This is a genomic window from Anaerostipes hominis (ex Lee et al. 2021), from assembly GCF_002270485.1.
GTDB lineage: Bacteria > Bacillota > Clostridia > Lachnospirales > Lachnospiraceae > Anaerostipes > Anaerostipes hominis.
Map to the genome: position 1 here is coordinate 21238 of NZ_NQOG01000004.1, position 15287 is coordinate 36524.

General features: G+C 46.3%; 18 protein-coding genes. All 18 read right to left on the reverse strand.

The annotated features are described in order from the left end of the window. Window position 1: 1 nt before the first annotated feature. Window positions 2-2089: a polyribonucleotide nucleotidyltransferase gene (locus CI597_RS05535; RefSeq protein ID WP_024727083.1), complete on the reverse strand. Its 2088-nt coding sequence runs from the start codon at window positions 2087-2089 to the stop codon at window positions 2-4. Window positions 2090-2263: 174 nt separating this feature from the next. After that, a complete protein-coding gene (rpsO, locus tag CI597_RS05540; protein WP_024727082.1) occupies window positions 2264-2530 on the reverse strand; it encodes a 30S ribosomal protein S15 in 267 nt (88 codons plus the stop codon). A gap of 126 nt (window positions 2531-2656) precedes the next feature. Beyond that, window positions 2657-3451 (reverse strand): pyrroline-5-carboxylate reductase, encoded by a 795-nt coding sequence (proC, locus tag CI597_RS05545; protein WP_024727081.1) that lies wholly within the window; start codon window positions 3449-3451, stop codon window positions 2657-2659. 15 nt (window positions 3452-3466) lie between these two features. Then, complete coding sequence (locus CI597_RS05550) at window positions 3467-4384, reverse strand: RluA family pseudouridine synthase (RefSeq protein ID WP_024727080.1); 918 nt, start codon at window positions 4382-4384, stop codon at window positions 3467-3469. Then, the gene (gene lspA / locus CI597_RS05555; RefSeq protein ID WP_024727079.1) at window positions 4384-4878 is read right to left on the reverse strand and encodes a signal peptidase II; all 495 of its coding nucleotides are present in this window, start codon (window positions 4876-4878) and stop codon (window positions 4384-4386) included. The genes CI597_RS05550 and lspA overlap by 1 nt, the downstream gene beginning before the upstream one ends. Continuing rightward, on the reverse strand, window positions 4875-5966 hold the full coding sequence (gene aroB / locus CI597_RS05560) for a 3-dehydroquinate synthase (RefSeq protein ID WP_024727078.1): 1092 nt from the start codon (window positions 5964-5966) through the stop codon (window positions 4875-4877). Before aroB ends, lspA begins: the two co-directional genes overlap by 4 nt. Then, on the reverse strand, window positions 5953-6546 hold the full coding sequence (locus CI597_RS05565) for a DivIVA domain-containing protein (RefSeq protein WP_024727077.1): 594 nt from the start codon (window positions 6544-6546) through the stop codon (window positions 5953-5955). The genes aroB and CI597_RS05565 overlap by 14 nt, the downstream gene beginning before the upstream one ends. A gap of 10 nt (window positions 6547-6556) precedes the next feature. Beyond that, the gene (locus CI597_RS05570; RefSeq protein WP_024727076.1) at window positions 6557-7309 is read right to left on the reverse strand and encodes an RNA-binding protein; all 753 of its coding nucleotides are present in this window, start codon (window positions 7307-7309) and stop codon (window positions 6557-6559) included. A 3-nt stretch (window positions 7310-7312) separates the two neighbouring features. Then, entirely contained in the window at window positions 7313-7843 is a 531-nt protein-coding gene (locus tag CI597_RS05575; protein WP_006565815.1) for a cell division protein SepF, read from the reverse strand. Between the two features lie 15 nt (window positions 7844-7858). Next, window positions 7859-8551 (reverse strand): YggS family pyridoxal phosphate-dependent enzyme, encoded by a 693-nt coding sequence (locus tag CI597_RS05580; RefSeq protein WP_024727075.1) that lies wholly within the window; start codon window positions 8549-8551, stop codon window positions 7859-7861. Window positions 8552-8569: 18 nt separating this feature from the next. Then, window positions 8570-9934 carry an HlyD family efflux transporter periplasmic adaptor subunit gene (locus CI597_RS05585; protein ID WP_024727074.1) on the reverse strand — a complete coding sequence of 455 codons (1365 nt, stop codon included), beginning with the start codon at window positions 9932-9934 and terminating at the stop codon, window positions 8570-8572. Next, window positions 9935-10876 carry a TIGR01212 family radical SAM protein gene (locus CI597_RS05590; protein ID WP_034549105.1) on the reverse strand — a complete coding sequence of 314 codons (942 nt, stop codon included), beginning with the start codon at window positions 10874-10876 and terminating at the stop codon, window positions 9935-9937. It abuts the gene before it with no gap. A gap of 4 nt (window positions 10877-10880) precedes the next feature. Further along, window positions 10881-11858: a D-alanyl-D-alanine carboxypeptidase family protein gene (locus tag CI597_RS05595; RefSeq protein WP_235824558.1), complete on the reverse strand. Its 978-nt coding sequence runs from the start codon at window positions 11856-11858 to the stop codon at window positions 10881-10883. 63 nt (window positions 11859-11921) lie between these two features. After that, window positions 11922-12317 carry a methylglyoxal synthase gene (locus CI597_RS05600; protein ID WP_022261002.1) on the reverse strand — a complete coding sequence of 132 codons (396 nt, stop codon included), beginning with the start codon at window positions 12315-12317 and terminating at the stop codon, window positions 11922-11924. Window positions 12318-12328: 11 nt separating this feature from the next. Further along, complete coding sequence (locus tag CI597_RS05605) at window positions 12329-13444, reverse strand: FtsW/RodA/SpoVE family cell cycle protein (protein ID WP_009290510.1); 1116 nt, start codon at window positions 13442-13444, stop codon at window positions 12329-12331. Between the two features lie 15 nt (window positions 13445-13459). After that, the gene (minE, locus tag CI597_RS05610) at window positions 13460-13726 is read right to left on the reverse strand and encodes a cell division topological specificity factor MinE (protein WP_009290509.1); all 267 of its coding nucleotides are present in this window, start codon (window positions 13724-13726) and stop codon (window positions 13460-13462) included. A 15-nt stretch (window positions 13727-13741) separates the two neighbouring features. Beyond that, complete coding sequence (gene minD, locus CI597_RS05615) at window positions 13742-14527, reverse strand: septum site-determining protein MinD (RefSeq protein WP_009290508.1); 786 nt, start codon at window positions 14525-14527, stop codon at window positions 13742-13744. Between the two features lie 20 nt (window positions 14528-14547). Next, on the reverse strand, window positions 14548-15282 hold the full coding sequence (gene minC, locus CI597_RS05620) for a septum site-determining protein MinC (RefSeq protein ID WP_024727071.1): 735 nt from the start codon (window positions 15280-15282) through the stop codon (window positions 14548-14550). Window positions 15283-15287: the final 5 nt, after the last annotated feature.

Sequence of the window (15287 nt, forward strand, 5' to 3'; positions counted from 1 at the left end):
CCTATGATAATTTTTCTTCCAGTTTTAAGTTGATTCTGCCCATCTTGTCAATTTCCAGTACTTTGACGGCTACGCGGTCCCCAATGTTGACCACATCTTCCACTTTCTCCACACGCTCTTTGGCAAGCTTGGAAATATGGATCAGTCCGTCTTTGTTCGGTGAAACCTGTACAAAGGCACCGAACTGCATGATCCTGACAACCTCGCCCTCATAGATATCTCCTACATTCAGCGGCTCTACGATGGACTTGATGATGCCGATGGCTTTGTCGATCATCTCCTGGTCTTCGCTCAAAATGTCCACTCTTCCGGACTCGTCGATATCGATCTTTACGCCGGTCTCATCAATAATGGCGTTGATCGTCTTGCCCTGTTTGCCGATGACCTCGGAAATCTTCTCCGGATCAATGGTGTACTGGGAGATCTTAGGCGCATATTTTCCTACATGGTCTCTCGCCTCTCCGATGACCGGATTCATGACCTCGTGAAGAATATAGGTTCTTGCTTCTTTTGTCCTTGCGATCGCTTCACGGATGATCTGGTCTGTGAGTCCGTGGATCTTGATATCCATCTGGATCGCTGTGATTCCCTTATCGGTTCCTGCCACCTTAAAGTCCATGTCACCGAAAAAGTCCTCCAGACCCTGGATATCGGTGAGGATCAGATAATCATCGTCGCTGTCTCCTGTCACCAATCCTACAGAAATACCGGCAACCGGTGCCTTCACCGGCACACCTGCTGCCATCAGTGACAGAGAGGATGCACAGATGCTTCCCTGGGATGTGGAACCGTTGGATTCCATGATCTCAGACACGGTACGGATCGCATACGGGAACTCTTCTTCTGTCGGAAGCACCGGTATCAGTGCACGTTCTGCCAAAGCTCCGTGTCCGATCTCTCTTCGTCCCGGACCTCTGCTCGGTCTTGTCTCGCCTACTGAGTAGGAAGGGAAATTATAGTGGTGCATATAGCGCTTGCTCGTCTCGTCCTGATCCATGCCGTCCAGTCTCTGAGCTTCTGAAAGAGAGCCTAGAGTGGTCACAGTCATAACCTGGGTCTGTCCTCTCTGGAACAGTGCAGAACCATGGACTCTCGGCAGACAGTCAACCTCTGCCGCCAGATGGCGGATCTCCGTGATATCCCTTCCGTCCGGACGCTTTTTATCTTTTAAGATCATTTTTCTCACTGTCTTTTTCTGGAAAGTATACACAGCCTCCCCGATCTGGGACAGCCACTCTTCGTTATCGGCATAGCGCTCCGCTAATTTTTCTTCAATGCCGCGGATATTTTCTTCCCTCACCTGTTTTTCGTCAGTGAAGACCGCTTCTTCCATGGCTTCCGGTGTGATAAAGGAAACCATGTCCTCATACATCTCCTGATCGATTTCATGGTGCTCATATTCATGCTTTTCTTTGCCGCATTCTGCCACAATAGTGTCGATGAATGCGATAATCTCTTTATTTACCTCATGCGCTTTAAAGATCGCCTCAATCATTACGTCTTCCGGCACTTCATTGGCTCCGGCCTCAATCATGATGACCTTATCTCTCGTAGACGCCACGGTCAGTGCCATCTCGGATACTTCTTTCTGGGCCGCAGTCGGATTGATGATAAACTCTCCTTCGATCAGTCCAACCATAGTGGATGCAGTAGGTCCGTCGAAAGGAATGTCAGAAATGCATGTCGCGATAGCAGATCCGAGCATTGCGGTGAGTTCCGGGCTGCAGTCCGGGTCTACGGACATGACAAGGTTGTCCAGCAGTACGTCATTTCTGTAATCCTTCGGAAACAGAGGACGCATCGGCCGGTCGATCACGCGGTCCGTAAGGATTGCATTCTCAGAAGGCCTTGCCTCTCTCTTTAAAAATCCTCCCGGGATTTTACCTACTGCATACTGTTTTTCTTCATACTCGACACTCAGCGGAAAGAAATCAATCCCGTCTCTCGGTTTGTCGGAAGCCGTAGCTGTCGAGAGGACAACTGTATCTCCGTAGTGCATAAATGCCGCACCGTTTGCCTGTGCCGCCACACGTCCTACTTCTACAGTTAAAGTGCGGCCTGCAAGTTCCATACTAAATTTTTTTACCATGTTTAATTCTCCTTAAAACGATATTTAAAAGACGCCGAAACAACTAAGCGGTCCACAGCACAGCCTATGGGCTCCTTAGTAGTCTCGGAATACGTCTTTCACAACTTTTTTATTGTATCACAACTGCATGAAAAAAAGAAGACAGGAATTTGACTTCCTGTCCCCATAATTCTGCTATTTTCTCAGTCCGAGTCTTTCGATCAGCGCACGGTATCTTGCAACATCCTTATTCTTTAAGTATGCTAAAAGATTACGTCTCTTACCTACCATCTTTAACAGACCTCTTCTGGAATGGTGATCCTTCTTGTGCATATCAAAATGCTCCTGAAGTTCTTCAATCCTTGCTGTAAGGATCGCGATCTGTACTTCCGGTGAACCGGTGTCATTGGCATTCCTTCCGAATTCTGCAACGATCTGTTTTTTCTTTTCTGATGAAATCATTTTGTTTCCTCCTTAAATTATATAAAATAGCCGCCAGATACTAAGACTTGGTCGGAGATGTCCGAAATCTGAGTACCGGTCAACTCGATGAGTATATCACAGAAAAATTTCCTTGTAAAGGATCATTTACATATTTCTGCTCACTTCCACAGCCGCGCTGGCCGCTTCCATGACAGCACTTCTGAGACCTTTTTGTTCCAGGACTCTCACGGCTTCGATCGTCGTTCCCGCCGGAGAACACACCGCATCTTTTAATTTACCCGGATGGTCTTTTGTCTCGAGGACCATTTTGGCACTTCCCAGCACTGCCTGAGCCGCAAAGGTATATGCTTTTTCTCTCGGAATCCCTCCGAGCACCGCAGCGTCTGCCAGCGCCTCGATAAACATATAGACGTAGGCTGGTGAACTTCCGCTGACACCGACTACCGCGTCAATGAGCTTTTCATCCACGATTTCTACCTTCCCGAAACTTTCAAAAATCTTCCGGACTTCCCGGGCTTCTTCCTCCTCAACATATGGATTCATACACATGCCGGTCATGCCTTCTCCTACCAGAGCCGGTGTATTCGGCATGGTACGGATAATTTTTGTCTCTTTTCCGAAGCTCCGCTCCACAGTCTCCATAGAAAGCCCTGCCGCAATGGTGACAACGATCTGGTCTTTGCCGACCTCGTCCCGGATCTCCCGGATTACCTTATCATACATCTGCGGTTTTACGGACAAAACAATGATCCTTGAATTCTTCGCCGCTTTTATGTTGTCTGCTGTTGTTGTTATGCCGAGCTGTTCTGAGATCTGATCCATTTTGTCCTCAGAAGGCCCGGAAGCAATAATCTCGTCTTTTGTATATGTGCCTTCTGCAAGAATTCCCGAAATCATGGCCTTCGCCATATTTCCGCACCCTATAAATCCAATTTCCATGCTGATTTCCTTTCTTTAACCTAAACGTTTTAAAAGCTCTTCAAAGTATGCAGGAAGCCCCACCTCAAACTCCATGTATTCCTTCGTCCTCGGATGGACAAATCCGAGGACTTTGGCGTGAAGGCACTGCCCGTCAAGGGAATACCTTGACTTTTTCGGACCATAGACGGTGTCGCCCAAAAGCGGATGGCCTATGGATGCCATATGCACCCGGATCTGATGGGTCCTTCCCGTCTCCAGACTGCATTCGATGTAGGTAAAACCTTCTTTCAGGCGTCCCAGCACCCGGTAATGAGTGACTGCTCTCCTGCCGGTCTCCCGGTCTATCGCCATCTTCTTCCGGTCTTTTCTGCTTCTTGCGATCGGTGCATCCACCGTTCCTGATTCTTCTTTTATATTGTGATAAACAATGGCATGGTAACGCCTTGTAATCGTGTGATCCTTCAGCTGTTCTGCAAGACACTGGTGAGCCATATCATTTTTGCAGACGATGAGAATTCCTGTGGTATCCTTATCGATCCTGTGGACGATGCCGGGGCGCAGTACCCCATTGATCCCTGACAGCTCATCCCTGCAGTGTTCCATCAGCCCGTTGACCAGAGTGCCCTCATAGTGGCCCGGCGCCGGATGAACTACCATATCCTTCGGTTTATTAACCAGGATGATATCCCGGTCTTCATAGACAATGTCCAGATCCATTTTTTCAGGCCTTATGGAGAGCTCGGTCGGCTTCGGAACCTTCAAAATGACCTGTTCACCCTCCCGGACTTTATGATTGCTCTTTTTTTCCGCGTCATCTACCAGCACCGCTGAATCCCTGCAAAGTTTCTGCAAATAGGATCTGGTAAATTCCGGGAACCTTCCGGCCAGACAGACATCCAGTCTGCTGCCGGCCTCTTTCTGCGAAACTGTAAATTGTCTCCATTGTTCCATCAGACCTGTTTCCTTTTTTCTAAAAATGCAAAATCGTCTTCTTTATAGTAAATGAGAATGAGAAAAAACAGCACTGTCATAGATACTGTCACATAGATGTCAGCTACGTTGAACACAGGAAAATTGATCGGTTTAAAATAGAAAAAGTCCACCACATACCCCCTGAAAATTCTGTCTATAAGATTGCCGACGGCTCCGGCACATAAAAAAACGTAGCAAAAGCGGAGCGGGCGGTATTTTTTCTCATCCGGCAGCTTAGAATAAGCAAATGTAAGCAGCGCCACAGCAAGCACCGTGATGACAAAAAACAGCCATTGCTGATTTTGTAAAATCCCAAAAGCCGCCCCCCTGTTTTCCACATACTGAAGTTCAAATATATCTTTCAGGATTGAAATCCCTTCTCTCCCTTTCAGGGACATCACCGCCGCTGCCTTAGAAATCTGGTCTGCAGCCAGAAAAATTACGATCGCGGCGAATACTTTTATCTGCTTCATCTCAGCTCTTCCTCTAATACTTCCATCATTTCTTTGTCGCTGACCGTGAGGTCAATGCAGGCCTCCCCGATCCTTTTTAAAAGAATAAAACGGATATGTCCTCCTGCCATCTTCTTGTCAGACTTTGTTGTCTCTATGATCCGCTCCGGCGTCAGCCTGTCAAACCTTTGATCCAGAGAAAAGGCATCAAACAATGCACATGCTTCCTCTGTCTCTTTTTCAGATAACATCCTGCGGTTTCTGGAAAGCTTCAGAGCGAGCCTGCACCCGGCCGCCACACACTCTCCGTGAAGCAGGGAAAAATCCATCAGAGTCTCCACTGCGTGGCCCAGTGTATGTCCAAAATTTAAAAGGGCACGCTCTCCCTGCTCTTTCGGATCTTCCTCCACGACCCGCCGTTTGATATCACAGCTTTTTCGGATCATCTCAAGCATTGTATCCGGATCTTTCGAGAGGATCTGTTTTTTATGGTCTCTGATCCAGCGGTAATACTCCTGATCTTTGATCAGTCCGTGCTTTACCACCTCTGCCATTCCGGACAAATACTCCCTCTTTGGAAGACTCTTTAATGTGTTGACATTGATATAGACCAGCTTGGGCTGGTGAAAAGCACCGATCATATTTTTGTATTGGATAAAATCTACGCCGGTCTTTCCTCCGATGCTGCTGTCCACCTGAGAAAGCAGAGTCGTCGGAATCTGAATGAAATCGATCCCTCTTAAATAAGTCGCTGCGGCAAACCCGGCCATATCTCCTGCCACACCGCCGCCCAGAGCCACAATCAGGTCCTTCCGGTCAAAATGATTCCGGATCAGCTGCTCGTATAAATGTTCCACGGTCTTCAGCTGTTTGTGGGCTTCTCCCGCACTGAAGCTGAATGTGGTCACTTTCGTGCAGACAGGGCCTAACAAGTCATACAACTCTTTTAAATAGAGCGGTGCTACATTGCTCTCTGTCACAATGCACACTTTTCTGTTTAATAGGCCAGCATCAGAGAGTGCCTCTGTCAGGTCATCAAAAGAGTCCCTGAAATAAATATCATATATCTTTTTCCCCTGTTCCCTGACGCTAAGCTTACTCTCTTCCATCATAATCAGGCTCCTCAGCAGCCGCTGCCTCTGTCTCTTCTGTCTCTTCTTTCTCTTTTTTGGAGATCTCCAGATCATATACCGGGTTCTTCAGATAATCCAGCTGCCCGTTGATAAACTGCATCATTCTGGATTTGTATGACACATAATCCCCAGTCAATTTGTTGATCTGTTTTTCCAGAGACGCGATCTCTCCCAGCTTTTCCTGGTTTTCTTTGTCAAATGCCTCTCTCGCCTGCCTTGCAAAATCCTCGGCTTCTCTTCTGGCTTTTTCAAGGATCTCCCTGGCTTCCATCTCTGCCTGCTCTTCCATGGCTTTGGCCGCCTTGTCGGCATTTGCGATCGTCTCCTTGGAAGTTTCCTCCGCAAGCACCAGTGCCTTTTTTAATGACTCTTCGATGACACGGTAATGATTCAGATTCTCTGTAAGGGCTGAGACTCTCTCTTTCAGCTCGTTGTTTTCTTTGTAAACTTTCTCGTAATCTCTGGCCACTTCTTCGAGAAATTCATCGACTTCAATAGCTTTATAGCCAAATCCTCTTTTCAGTTCCTTACCTAATAACTCGATTGGTGTAATCATGTGCATCCTCCTATTTATAAATTTGCAGCTTTACGTGAAATCTGCCCTTCTTCGTCTCTCTTCCCAGTTTCTGAAACCGGAATTTGCCGAATCCCCGGACAGATATGACGTCTTCTGGTTTTGCCTGGTAACTGTTCCTTGTCTCCATTTTTCCTCGGATGAATACTTTCTGACTCTGAAATAATGAAAGAGCCTTGCTCCTCGAGAGGCCGAAAGCCAGCCCCACAAGCGCATCCAGCCTTGGGGAAGACACAAATCCATCTTTTGTAATATATTCCTGGCAGTAATGAATGTCCTTAAAATCCATCTGGACGGTTTCCACCTGTGTATTCCTGACCTTTGTAAGTTCCCGGCACAGAAATTCAGCCATATGTCTGAAACAGAAAACATAAGCCTCCCCATCCGAAACTAAGATATCACCGATCTGGCTTCTCTCAATCCCCAGGTTCATGAGAGCGCCAAGGTAGTCCCTGTGGGTGAGCGTTTCTGCAAACTTTTTAAAAAGAGGCGAGATTTTGGCACATGCCAATGGAATCTCACCTTCATATCCAAACATCTCTTCTGAGCCGAACACAATAATACAGCGGTCATAATCTTCATGGCCGCCATAAAGTGATGCGTCTGCAAAAGAAAGATCCTGTCTCATCTCATGAAAGAGGCTCTGTTCCCTCTCCGACAAAAACGGTGTATGGGTATACACTGAATTCATAAATGCAGTCTGAGCCAATTCTTCCAGTCGCTTTTTAAACAGCTGCTCGTCCATGGCTTATTTTAGCTGAGGTGAGATGATATTTTCATTCATGATCTCACTTCTTAAATCTCCATTGACCTCAATGCTGTCCGGTGCCGCAATAAAAATATTGTTGGAAACAGCCTGAAGGGAGCCGTCAATCGCATAGGTCGCTCCGCCCACAAAGTCGATGCTTCTCTGGGCAACCGTCAGCTCAACTCCTTCTAAGTTGATGACAACTGTCTTGCCTTCTTTCAGAAGATCTGCTGCCGTCTGGGCCTCTGCAAAGTCCTGAGGCTTGATCACGTAAACTTCTACACCGTGTCCGTTCATGGATACTACTTTTCCGGAGCCGAAGCGGCGGGGTTTCGGATCTTTCGTTTCTCTGCTCGTATATGTGATCGGTTCAATCACATTTGACTCTTCTCTGACAGTGTCTTTTTTCCGGAAGAATGAGCGCCGTTCTGTATCCGGTTCTTCTTCTTCCTCTTCGTATTCGTCGTATTCATCATATTCTTCATCTTCCGTAAGTTTCATAAAATTCAACAGCTTATCCACTGCACCCATGCTCTTTATCCTCCACTATTTATTGTAGTCTCTTTCCCCAAAAATACCTGTTCCTACCCGTACCATGGTAGAGCCTTCTTCCACCGCAACCTGATAATCATTCGTCATACCCATGGAAAGGATGTTCATAGCTATATTATCAAAGTTTTTCTCTTTGATGTCAACAAATAATTGCCGCATCCTTCTGAAATATACCCGGTTATTTTCTGGATTTTCCACGAATGGTGCGATCTGCATGAGTCCCTGCACAAAAACACCCGGAAGGCTAGAAATTTCTTCCAGCGCACTGTAGAGATCTTCTTCCATAAAGCCGGATTTTGTCTTTTCCCTTGCCAGGTTCACTTGAATCAGTACCGGCACCTGGATCTTGTGTTTTAAGGCTTCTTTGCTGATCTGTCTTGCCAGCTTTATAGAATCCACAGAGTGGACCAGCGCCACCTTATCCACGATATATTTCACTTTATTTGTCTGGAAATGGCCGATCATATGCCAGCGCACCGGAGACTTGATCTCCTCATATTTCTTCATGATCTCCTGGACCTTGTTTTCCCCGAAATCCATGACCCCGCAGTCCATAAGCTCCTCGATCATAGACAGAGGTTTTGTCTTGCTGACCGCAATCACAGTAACCTCTTCCGGATCTCTCCCCACCTTTTCACAGGCAGCCTTTACATTTTCTTTCACTAGATTGTACTGATCGATTAACATATCACACACTTCCTAACTTTAATATATGATCTGGTTTTCCTTGATCGCTTTGCTGTCGAGAACAACAAAGTCATACAGTCGAATACCGTTTAACGTATCTGTCTGTACTATGGTATAGCCGTCTTTATTTACAATAACCTGTACCGGACGGAAATCAGCATAGCCCTGATTCGTGCAGTAGACTCCTTTCAGTCTCTTCTTTTCTCCTACGGTAAAGCGGTCACCGGCGTCCATTGCCTCAAAGGTAGTGCCTTCCTCCACCTCTTCCGGATTCAGATAACAGTAATTCTTTGTCTTCTTATAAATCTTAAATTCTTTTTGTTCTACCTTGACATTTCCGTCCTTGGACGTGGTTCTGACACTGAAGCCCTCGCTTGCTCCGTTATTGCCCTTTGTAATGTACTTGACCGGAACCTGATAAAACTGTTTTGAGACAATCGCAGAATCCGGAATTTTAAGTCCCTGGTAAGTATCCAGGAGCAGATCGATATCCACATACCGCTCTCCGATGTAACGGATCAGATATTGGTCCAGAGACAGATAGGCAAAATAGCCGTCTTCTTTTTTTTCGGTCTCAACGCCGGCCTCTGCTTTCATCTGGTCATCCACGAATTTCACGGTTACGGTCTTTCTGCCTTTAAGGCTGGTATACTGTTCTTTATCAAGAAGTACCGTCAGTGTCCATTTCTCATTTTTCGTCACTCTGCATACGGTGTCCCCTTTTTTCACTTTGTCTGTAGAATTCAGTTTTGTGACCCTGTAATTTTCTCTCTCAAAATCACTCGCTTTAATCTGGCCTGCCTCCCTGCCGTCGAAGGAATCCGAATAAAAGCTTGCAATGCCGCTTATACTGCTCCTTCTGGTAGAAAACGACGCATCCCCAACCTGTTCTTTCACCTGTTCCATGACCTTCTTCAAAGATTTTTCATTAATGCCCAGCACAGCATTTTTCAGGTCATATTTCAAGTCATAGACATCTTCAAAATCCTTGTCCGAGTAGATTGATTTAAACTCGGAAAGCCGGTTTTTAATCCTGGTATTCTCCTGGATATCTCCTCTTCCCTTCATCTCTTCCACCTGATTGGCAAACTCTTTCTGGACCTTACCGTTCTTGTCCAAAACATAGAGCATGCCGGACTTTTTGACCCTCTTTCCCTCTTCCGTATAATATGTAATATAACCGTCATCTTCGGCCTTCAAAAGTTTCTCGTTCCTGAGGGCGATTCCGGTGAGGGAATATGTCGATAAAATTTTATCTTCTGTCACTTTATAAACCGTCAGCTTTTCCTTGCCTACGAAGATCATTACATTGATCAGAACATAGATCAGCAGGACAAGAAAAACGATAGTCCCGATATTCCATCTCGATTTTTTTCTAGCCATCTATATCCTCCAGCGCCTCAAAGCTGCCCCGTCTAAATAATCACATCTGCATCCCTGGACATATCCTTTTTGTTTCATTGTTTCCTCAAACAGATCCTTTAGCTTCCACCAGCTGACTCCCCAGTTTGAAAATACGGCATCTTCCTCAGGCACTCTGCTGAACAGCCTCTCGATGACAATATCTTCTCTCAGGTTAGCCACAAACTCTGTCAGCCGGTTTATGTATTCTTCTTTTGTGCATAAAGATATTTTACCATCCCTGTATTCTTCATACAATACGGAGTTCTTCGGAATATAAAGAGAATGGGCTTTGACCACAGACACGGGCAGGGCAGAGATCACCCTGGCTGTCTCCACTGCATCTTCGGCTGTATCTCCGGGCAGATTCAGAATGACATGAGTGCAGATCTCAAACCCGTAGGGTGCCGTGAGAAGGACCGCATTCAAATACTCTGCCAGAGTATGGCCCCTTTTGATCTTCCTCAGAGTATGGTAATTGACCGTCTGAAGTCCGAATTCCATGGTCACGGCGGCTCCCCGCTCCTTTTGTATCTCATTTAAAAATTCCAGATAATCTTTCCGGATACAGTCGGGTCTGGTGGATATTGAGATCCCCACAATATCTTCTTCCTCCAGTGCTTCCAGCACATAGTCGCGAAATTCCCCAAGGGGCAGAAATGTGTTCGTGTAATTCTGAAAATAAGCTAAAAACTTTTTTGCCCCGTACCGTTTGCCGATATAAGCTTTTGTTCTATTCAGCTGGTCCTTTACGGGCACTGTTTCAGACATGGCTTCAAAGCCGGTCCCGACTCCGGCACAGAAACTGCAGCCTCTGCCTTCTATCCGGTTCGGACAGGTCACCGGGAGATTGACCGGGAGTTTATATACTTTCTCACCGAATCTCTTCTTCAAATGTGCCGAGTAAGTGTTGTAGCGTTCCATCTTCTTAATTTTCCTTTTTCAGTACTTCTGTCATCGTGTGATATAGAGTCTGTTTGCTGGAAGCCTTTAAGATGACAGAGATAAATTCTTCCCCCTCCTCGTTTTTCGTGAGAATGATCAGACAGGAACCGGCTTCTCCCGTTGTCCCCGTCTTTCCTCCCAGCATAAACACTTTGTGAGGAAGATTGTAATTGCCCAGCAGGTACTGATTGGTCGCTGCCATATCAAATGCCTGCAGCTTGTTCTTCTGGTTCGTATATTCTATATAACTGCTCGCCTTTCCTGCAATGGATAAAAATTCATTATGTTTCACCAGTTCCTGGAAGATCAGGTACAGGTCATACGCAGTCGTATAATGATTCTTCAAATGAAGGCCGTTTGGATTCTGAAAATTTGTATTGGTAGCTCCCAGCTCACGGGCTCTCTTATTCATCATCGCCACAAACTTTTTATCGCTTCCGGCCACCTTTCTTCCCAAAGCAATGGCAGTATCGTTGGCAGACATGACGATCAGTCCGTTTAAAAGTGCTTCCACCGTGATCTTGTCGCCCTTTTTCAGATGAAGGCTCACTGCTGCCGGGTCATCGAAGGTGATATCCCGGTCAATGGTCACAACATCATCAAGACTGCAGTTTTCCAGGACCAGAAGGGCAGTCATGATCTTTGTGATACTCGCAGGGTAGGCCTTGTCAAATACCTTCTGCGCAACGAGCACCTGATTTGTCGTATTGTTGACGAGCAGCGCCTCTTTCACTCCGGAATACTGCTCTGTGTCGGCATCCTCCCTGGATATAACGCCTACATAGGCTCCTTTCGACTTCCAGTTATCCCCCAGAGTCTCCGTTCTAAGCTCATCCTGGTTCTGCTCCAGATGTTTTTCATAAGTGACAGAAAGCTGCGTCAATGTATCCGCCGCGCTGCACCCGGTCAGAGAAACGAGCAATACTGCCGTCATACATATACATAAAATTCGTTTTTTCATTCTGTCCTCCTGATTTCAAGCAAATGTCCTAAGAAATGAAAAGAAAGACTGTCATGTGACAGCCTATTGAGTATACATCTCTCTCCAGTCCAGATCCCCCCGGTCCAGGGCCATAATCAGAGCCTCTGCCGTCGGCAGATTGGTGGCACACGGGATGTTGTGTTTGTCACAAAGGTTCAATACATCATAGAAGCCCTGTGTCCTCTGCTTGTTGTCCGGATCCTGCAGAAAGATAAGAAGATCCATTTCATTGTTTTCGATCAACGCCCCGATCTGATGCATGCCGCCGAAATGTCCCACCTGAAGCTTATGGATCGTCAGGTTTGTCACTTCCTCGATCACCTTTCCCGTGGTGGCTGTGGCGTACAGCGTATGCCGTCTTAAAATATCCTGATAAGCAATGCAGAGGTTCTGCATCAGCATTTTTTTCGCATCGTGCGCAATTAATCCTACATTCATAAAGGTTCCTCCTAATATTTTTTGCGTTGAAGATAAATATTCAGCATCAGGCCGATCGCAATGGATGCCGACAAGAGTGAACTCAGGCCATAGCTGATAAACGGCAGCGGAAGTCCTGTATTGGGCAAAGTCCCTGTGGCAACTCCTATGTTGATAAAGGACTGGAATCCCATATAGGCAGACACGCCCACAGCTACCATTTTGGCTGCTCCATTATCGGCTTTCCGGGCCACATTCAGGCACTGGGCTACTAAAAGAACCAGCAGGCCGATCACAACAAGACACCCTAAAAACCCGAACTCTTCTCCAACCACAGAAAAAATAAAGTCTGTCTGGCGTTCTGACACCAGATTTACATCGCTGGCAGAGACATCAGAGATCGTATTTGATCCGAATCCCTTTCCGAACAAACCTCCGGACCCGATGGCCATAACAGAGTTGGCTGTCTGCAGTGCCGTAGAATCCGCATAGGCAGCCGGGTTTAAAAAGGACATGATCCGCGCCACCTGATGAGACTCTAAAAGAATCTGTCCCGGTGTCTGGACATACCATATAAACACTGCAAAAAGAGGAATCCCTATGATCAAAACTCTCAGGATCAGCTTAGAGCTTAATCCTCCCACAAAGACGATGGCAAGAATGATAAAAACGATATCCAGTGTCGTGGACAGATTCGGCTGTTTCAGAATCAGATACAGCGGCGGTGCACATAAAAGTGCAAGTTTCCCCAATACTTTCGGTTCGTTCAGATCGTCCTCGTGGCGAACTACGAAATCTGCGATGACAATGATCATCACGATCTTGCTGAGCTCTGACGGCTGAAGCGTCCCCAGGGGCCCCAGTGAAAACCAGCGCTTTGCCCCGTTTACGTCTTTTCCAAACAGCTTAACGCCTATCAGCAACAAAAGATTGATGATATAGAGCAGATTGGAACTCCGAAGCCACGTCTGATAATCGATCAGAGAAACTACTGCCATGACCGCAAAACAAAGGATCAGACCCAAGCCCTGTTTCATCACAAAAGACGGATTTGCGCTGTGGATAAAAATAATTCCTAATGTGGCCAGCACCAATACATTGAGAACCAGCTTTATATTGTAGTTTTGCAGTCGGTAGTTTCTAAGCATTTTATCACTCCATGTCTATTTTTTCTTTTTCATTTCCCGGATCGGGATATTCGCAAACAGCGCCGGTCCGCTGTGTTCTTCGTCGTTCTGAGTAATCTGAATATCCAATCCCTGCGGATCGATCTCCATATATTTTGAGATCACCTTGATGATGTCATTTTTGATCAGTTCCATAGTTTCCGGAGAACAGTTGGAACGGTCAGATACCAGCAAAAGCTTCAGCCGGTCCCTTGCTTCATCAGCGGAATTTTTCTTTTTAAAAAAGCTATCAAACAAACCCATTCTTCTCCTCCTTGACTATTTCTTAAAAATGCCGGCAAGTTTCTCGAAGAATGATTTGGTATCCAAATCCAAAAACGGTACTTCTTGTCCCATAACCCTCTTACAGATGTTCATATAAGCTTTTCCTGCCATACTGTCGCTGCCCACAAGAGGTTCCCCCTGGTTTGTAGATACGACAATGTTTTCATCGTCCGGCACAACGCCGATCAGATCGATTGCCAGGATATCCAGGACATCATCCTTTGACAGCATGTCCCCTCTTTTTACCATGTCCATACGGATCCTGTTGATGACTAAATCGATCTTATGTATATCGTTGGCCTCCAAAAGTCCGATGATCCGGTCTGCATCACGGATCGCAGATACCTCCGGAGTCGTCACGATCAGTGCGCGGTCTGCTCCTGCGATGGCATTCTGGAATCCCTGTTCGATCCCTGCCGGGCAGTCCAGAAGGATATAGTCAAACTCTTCTTTCAGCTCATCCACAACTTTTTTCATCTGCTCAGGACTCACAGAAGATTTATCCCTTGTCTGTGCAGAAGGCAGAAGATAAAGATCCGGATATTTTTTGTCCTTGATCATCGCCTGTTTGATCCTGCAGTTTCCCTCTACCACATCGACAAGATTATAGACAATCCTGTTTTCCAGCCCCATGACCACATCCAGATTCCTGAGACCGATGTCCGTGTCGATCAGTACGACCTTTTTCCCTTCTTTTGCCAGACCGGTTCCTACGTTGGCCGTCGTGGTTGTTTTCCCAACGCCGCCTTTTCCTGATGTGATTACGATTACTTCACTCATTGTTTTCTTCCTCCATTGTTTTAAGCTGTAATTTCATTCAGAAGTGATTTTGATATAGGTTCTATGTAAATATTTTCATCCTCTACAAATGCAATCTTGGCTTCCTCGTCGCCTTGCTTTGCTTTTTTCCCAAACAGCCGCTTCTTTGCAGATACCTGATCGGATGATCTCGCAATATAGCTGCCGATCCGGATCTGCATCGGCTTCATCTCAAGGGCAGCGATGAAAGCCTTGTCATTCCCGTCCACTCCTGCAAACACATAGCCTTTTACACACCCCAGTACGACGATATTGCCCTTTGCCTTCACGGTAGCTCCGGGGTTCACATCCCCGATGACTACCACACTGGCATCGGATTCCAGACTCTGTCCGGATCTTAAAGTCCCCTGGTAAAATTGTCCGAAGGAGACTCCTCCGCTTTTTAAACGGGATTCGCTCCTGGACTCTTTCAGCCTGATGGCTCTCTCCTCGATCAGCTGTTTAAATTTGGTTTCCAGAACCTGGTCCCCTTCCATCACATAGGCGATGGAGAGGGAGCTGTTCTCTGTGATCGTTTCCAAAACCCGCTCCGTTTCCTCCACGCTTAAAACCCTTCCTTCGATTTTTAATACAACCTGAGTTTTGGTGTTGAAAAACTTCGCGGCTTCCACAAACTTTCTCGCGATAATCGCCAGCAGTTCTTCAAACTCTATCTTGTCATCCAGGACAATCGTCAAACCAAAATTGTTTCCTTTCAACAATACTGGTTCTTTCATATATT

Excerpts from the sequence above, each read along its gene's own strand:
- CI597_RS05575 (WP_006565815.1), bottom strand. The coding sequence starts at position 7,843 with ATGGGTGCAGTGGATAAGCTGTTGAATTTTATGAAACTTACGGAAGAT.
- minC (WP_024727071.1), bottom strand. The coding sequence starts at position 15,282 with ATGAAAGAACCAGTATTGTTGAAAGGAAACAATTTTGGTTTGACGATT.
- rpsO (WP_024727082.1), bottom strand. The coding sequence starts at position 2,530 with ATGATTTCATCAGAAAAGAAAAAACAGATCGTTGCAGAATTCGGAAGG.
- CI597_RS05605 (WP_009290510.1), bottom strand. The coding sequence starts at position 13,444 with ATGCTTAGAAACTACCGACTGCAAAACTACAATATAAAGCTGGTTCTC.
- CI597_RS05580 (WP_024727075.1), bottom strand. The coding sequence starts at position 8,551 with ATGTTAATCGATCAGTACAATCTAGTGAAAGAAAATGTAAAGGCTGCC.
- aroB (WP_024727078.1), bottom strand. The coding sequence starts at position 5,966 with ATGGAAGAGAGTAAGCTTAGCGTCAGGGAACAGGGGAAAAAGATATAT.
- CI597_RS05585 (WP_024727074.1), bottom strand. The coding sequence starts at position 9,934 with ATGGCTAGAAAAAAATCGAGATGGAATATCGGGACTATCGTTTTTCTT.
- minD (WP_009290508.1), bottom strand. The coding sequence starts at position 14,527 with ATGAGTGAAGTAATCGTAATCACATCAGGAAAAGGCGGCGTTGGGAAA.
- CI597_RS05590 (WP_034549105.1), bottom strand. The coding sequence starts at position 10,876 with ATGGAACGCTACAACACTTACTCGGCACATTTGAAGAAGAGATTCGGT.
- CI597_RS05550 (WP_024727080.1), bottom strand. The coding sequence starts at position 4,384 with ATGGAACAATGGAGACAATTTACAGTTTCGCAGAAAGAGGCCGGCAGC.
- proC (WP_024727081.1), bottom strand. The coding sequence starts at position 3,451 with ATGGAAATTGGATTTATAGGGTGCGGAAATATGGCGAAGGCCATGATT.
- CI597_RS05570 (WP_024727076.1), bottom strand. The coding sequence starts at position 7,309 with ATGGACGAGCAGCTGTTTAAAAAGCGACTGGAAGAATTGGCTCAGACT.
- CI597_RS05565 (WP_024727077.1), bottom strand. The coding sequence starts at position 6,546 with ATGATTACACCAATCGAGTTATTAGGTAAGGAACTGAAAAGAGGATTT.
- CI597_RS05595 (WP_235824558.1), bottom strand. The coding sequence starts at position 11,858 with ATGAAAAAACGAATTTTATGTATATGTATGACGGCAGTATTGCTCGTT.
- lspA (WP_024727079.1), bottom strand. The coding sequence starts at position 4,878 with ATGAAGCAGATAAAAGTATTCGCCGCGATCGTAATTTTTCTGGCTGCA.
- CI597_RS05535 (WP_024727083.1), bottom strand. The coding sequence starts at position 2,089 with ATGGTAAAAAAATTTAGTATGGAACTTGCAGGCCGCACTTTAACTGTA.
- CI597_RS05600 (WP_022261002.1), bottom strand. The coding sequence starts at position 12,317 with ATGAATGTAGGATTAATTGCGCACGATGCGAAAAAAATGCTGATGCAG.
- minE (WP_009290509.1), bottom strand. The coding sequence starts at position 13,726 with ATGGGTTTGTTTGATAGCTTTTTTAAAAAGAAAAATTCCGCTGATGAA.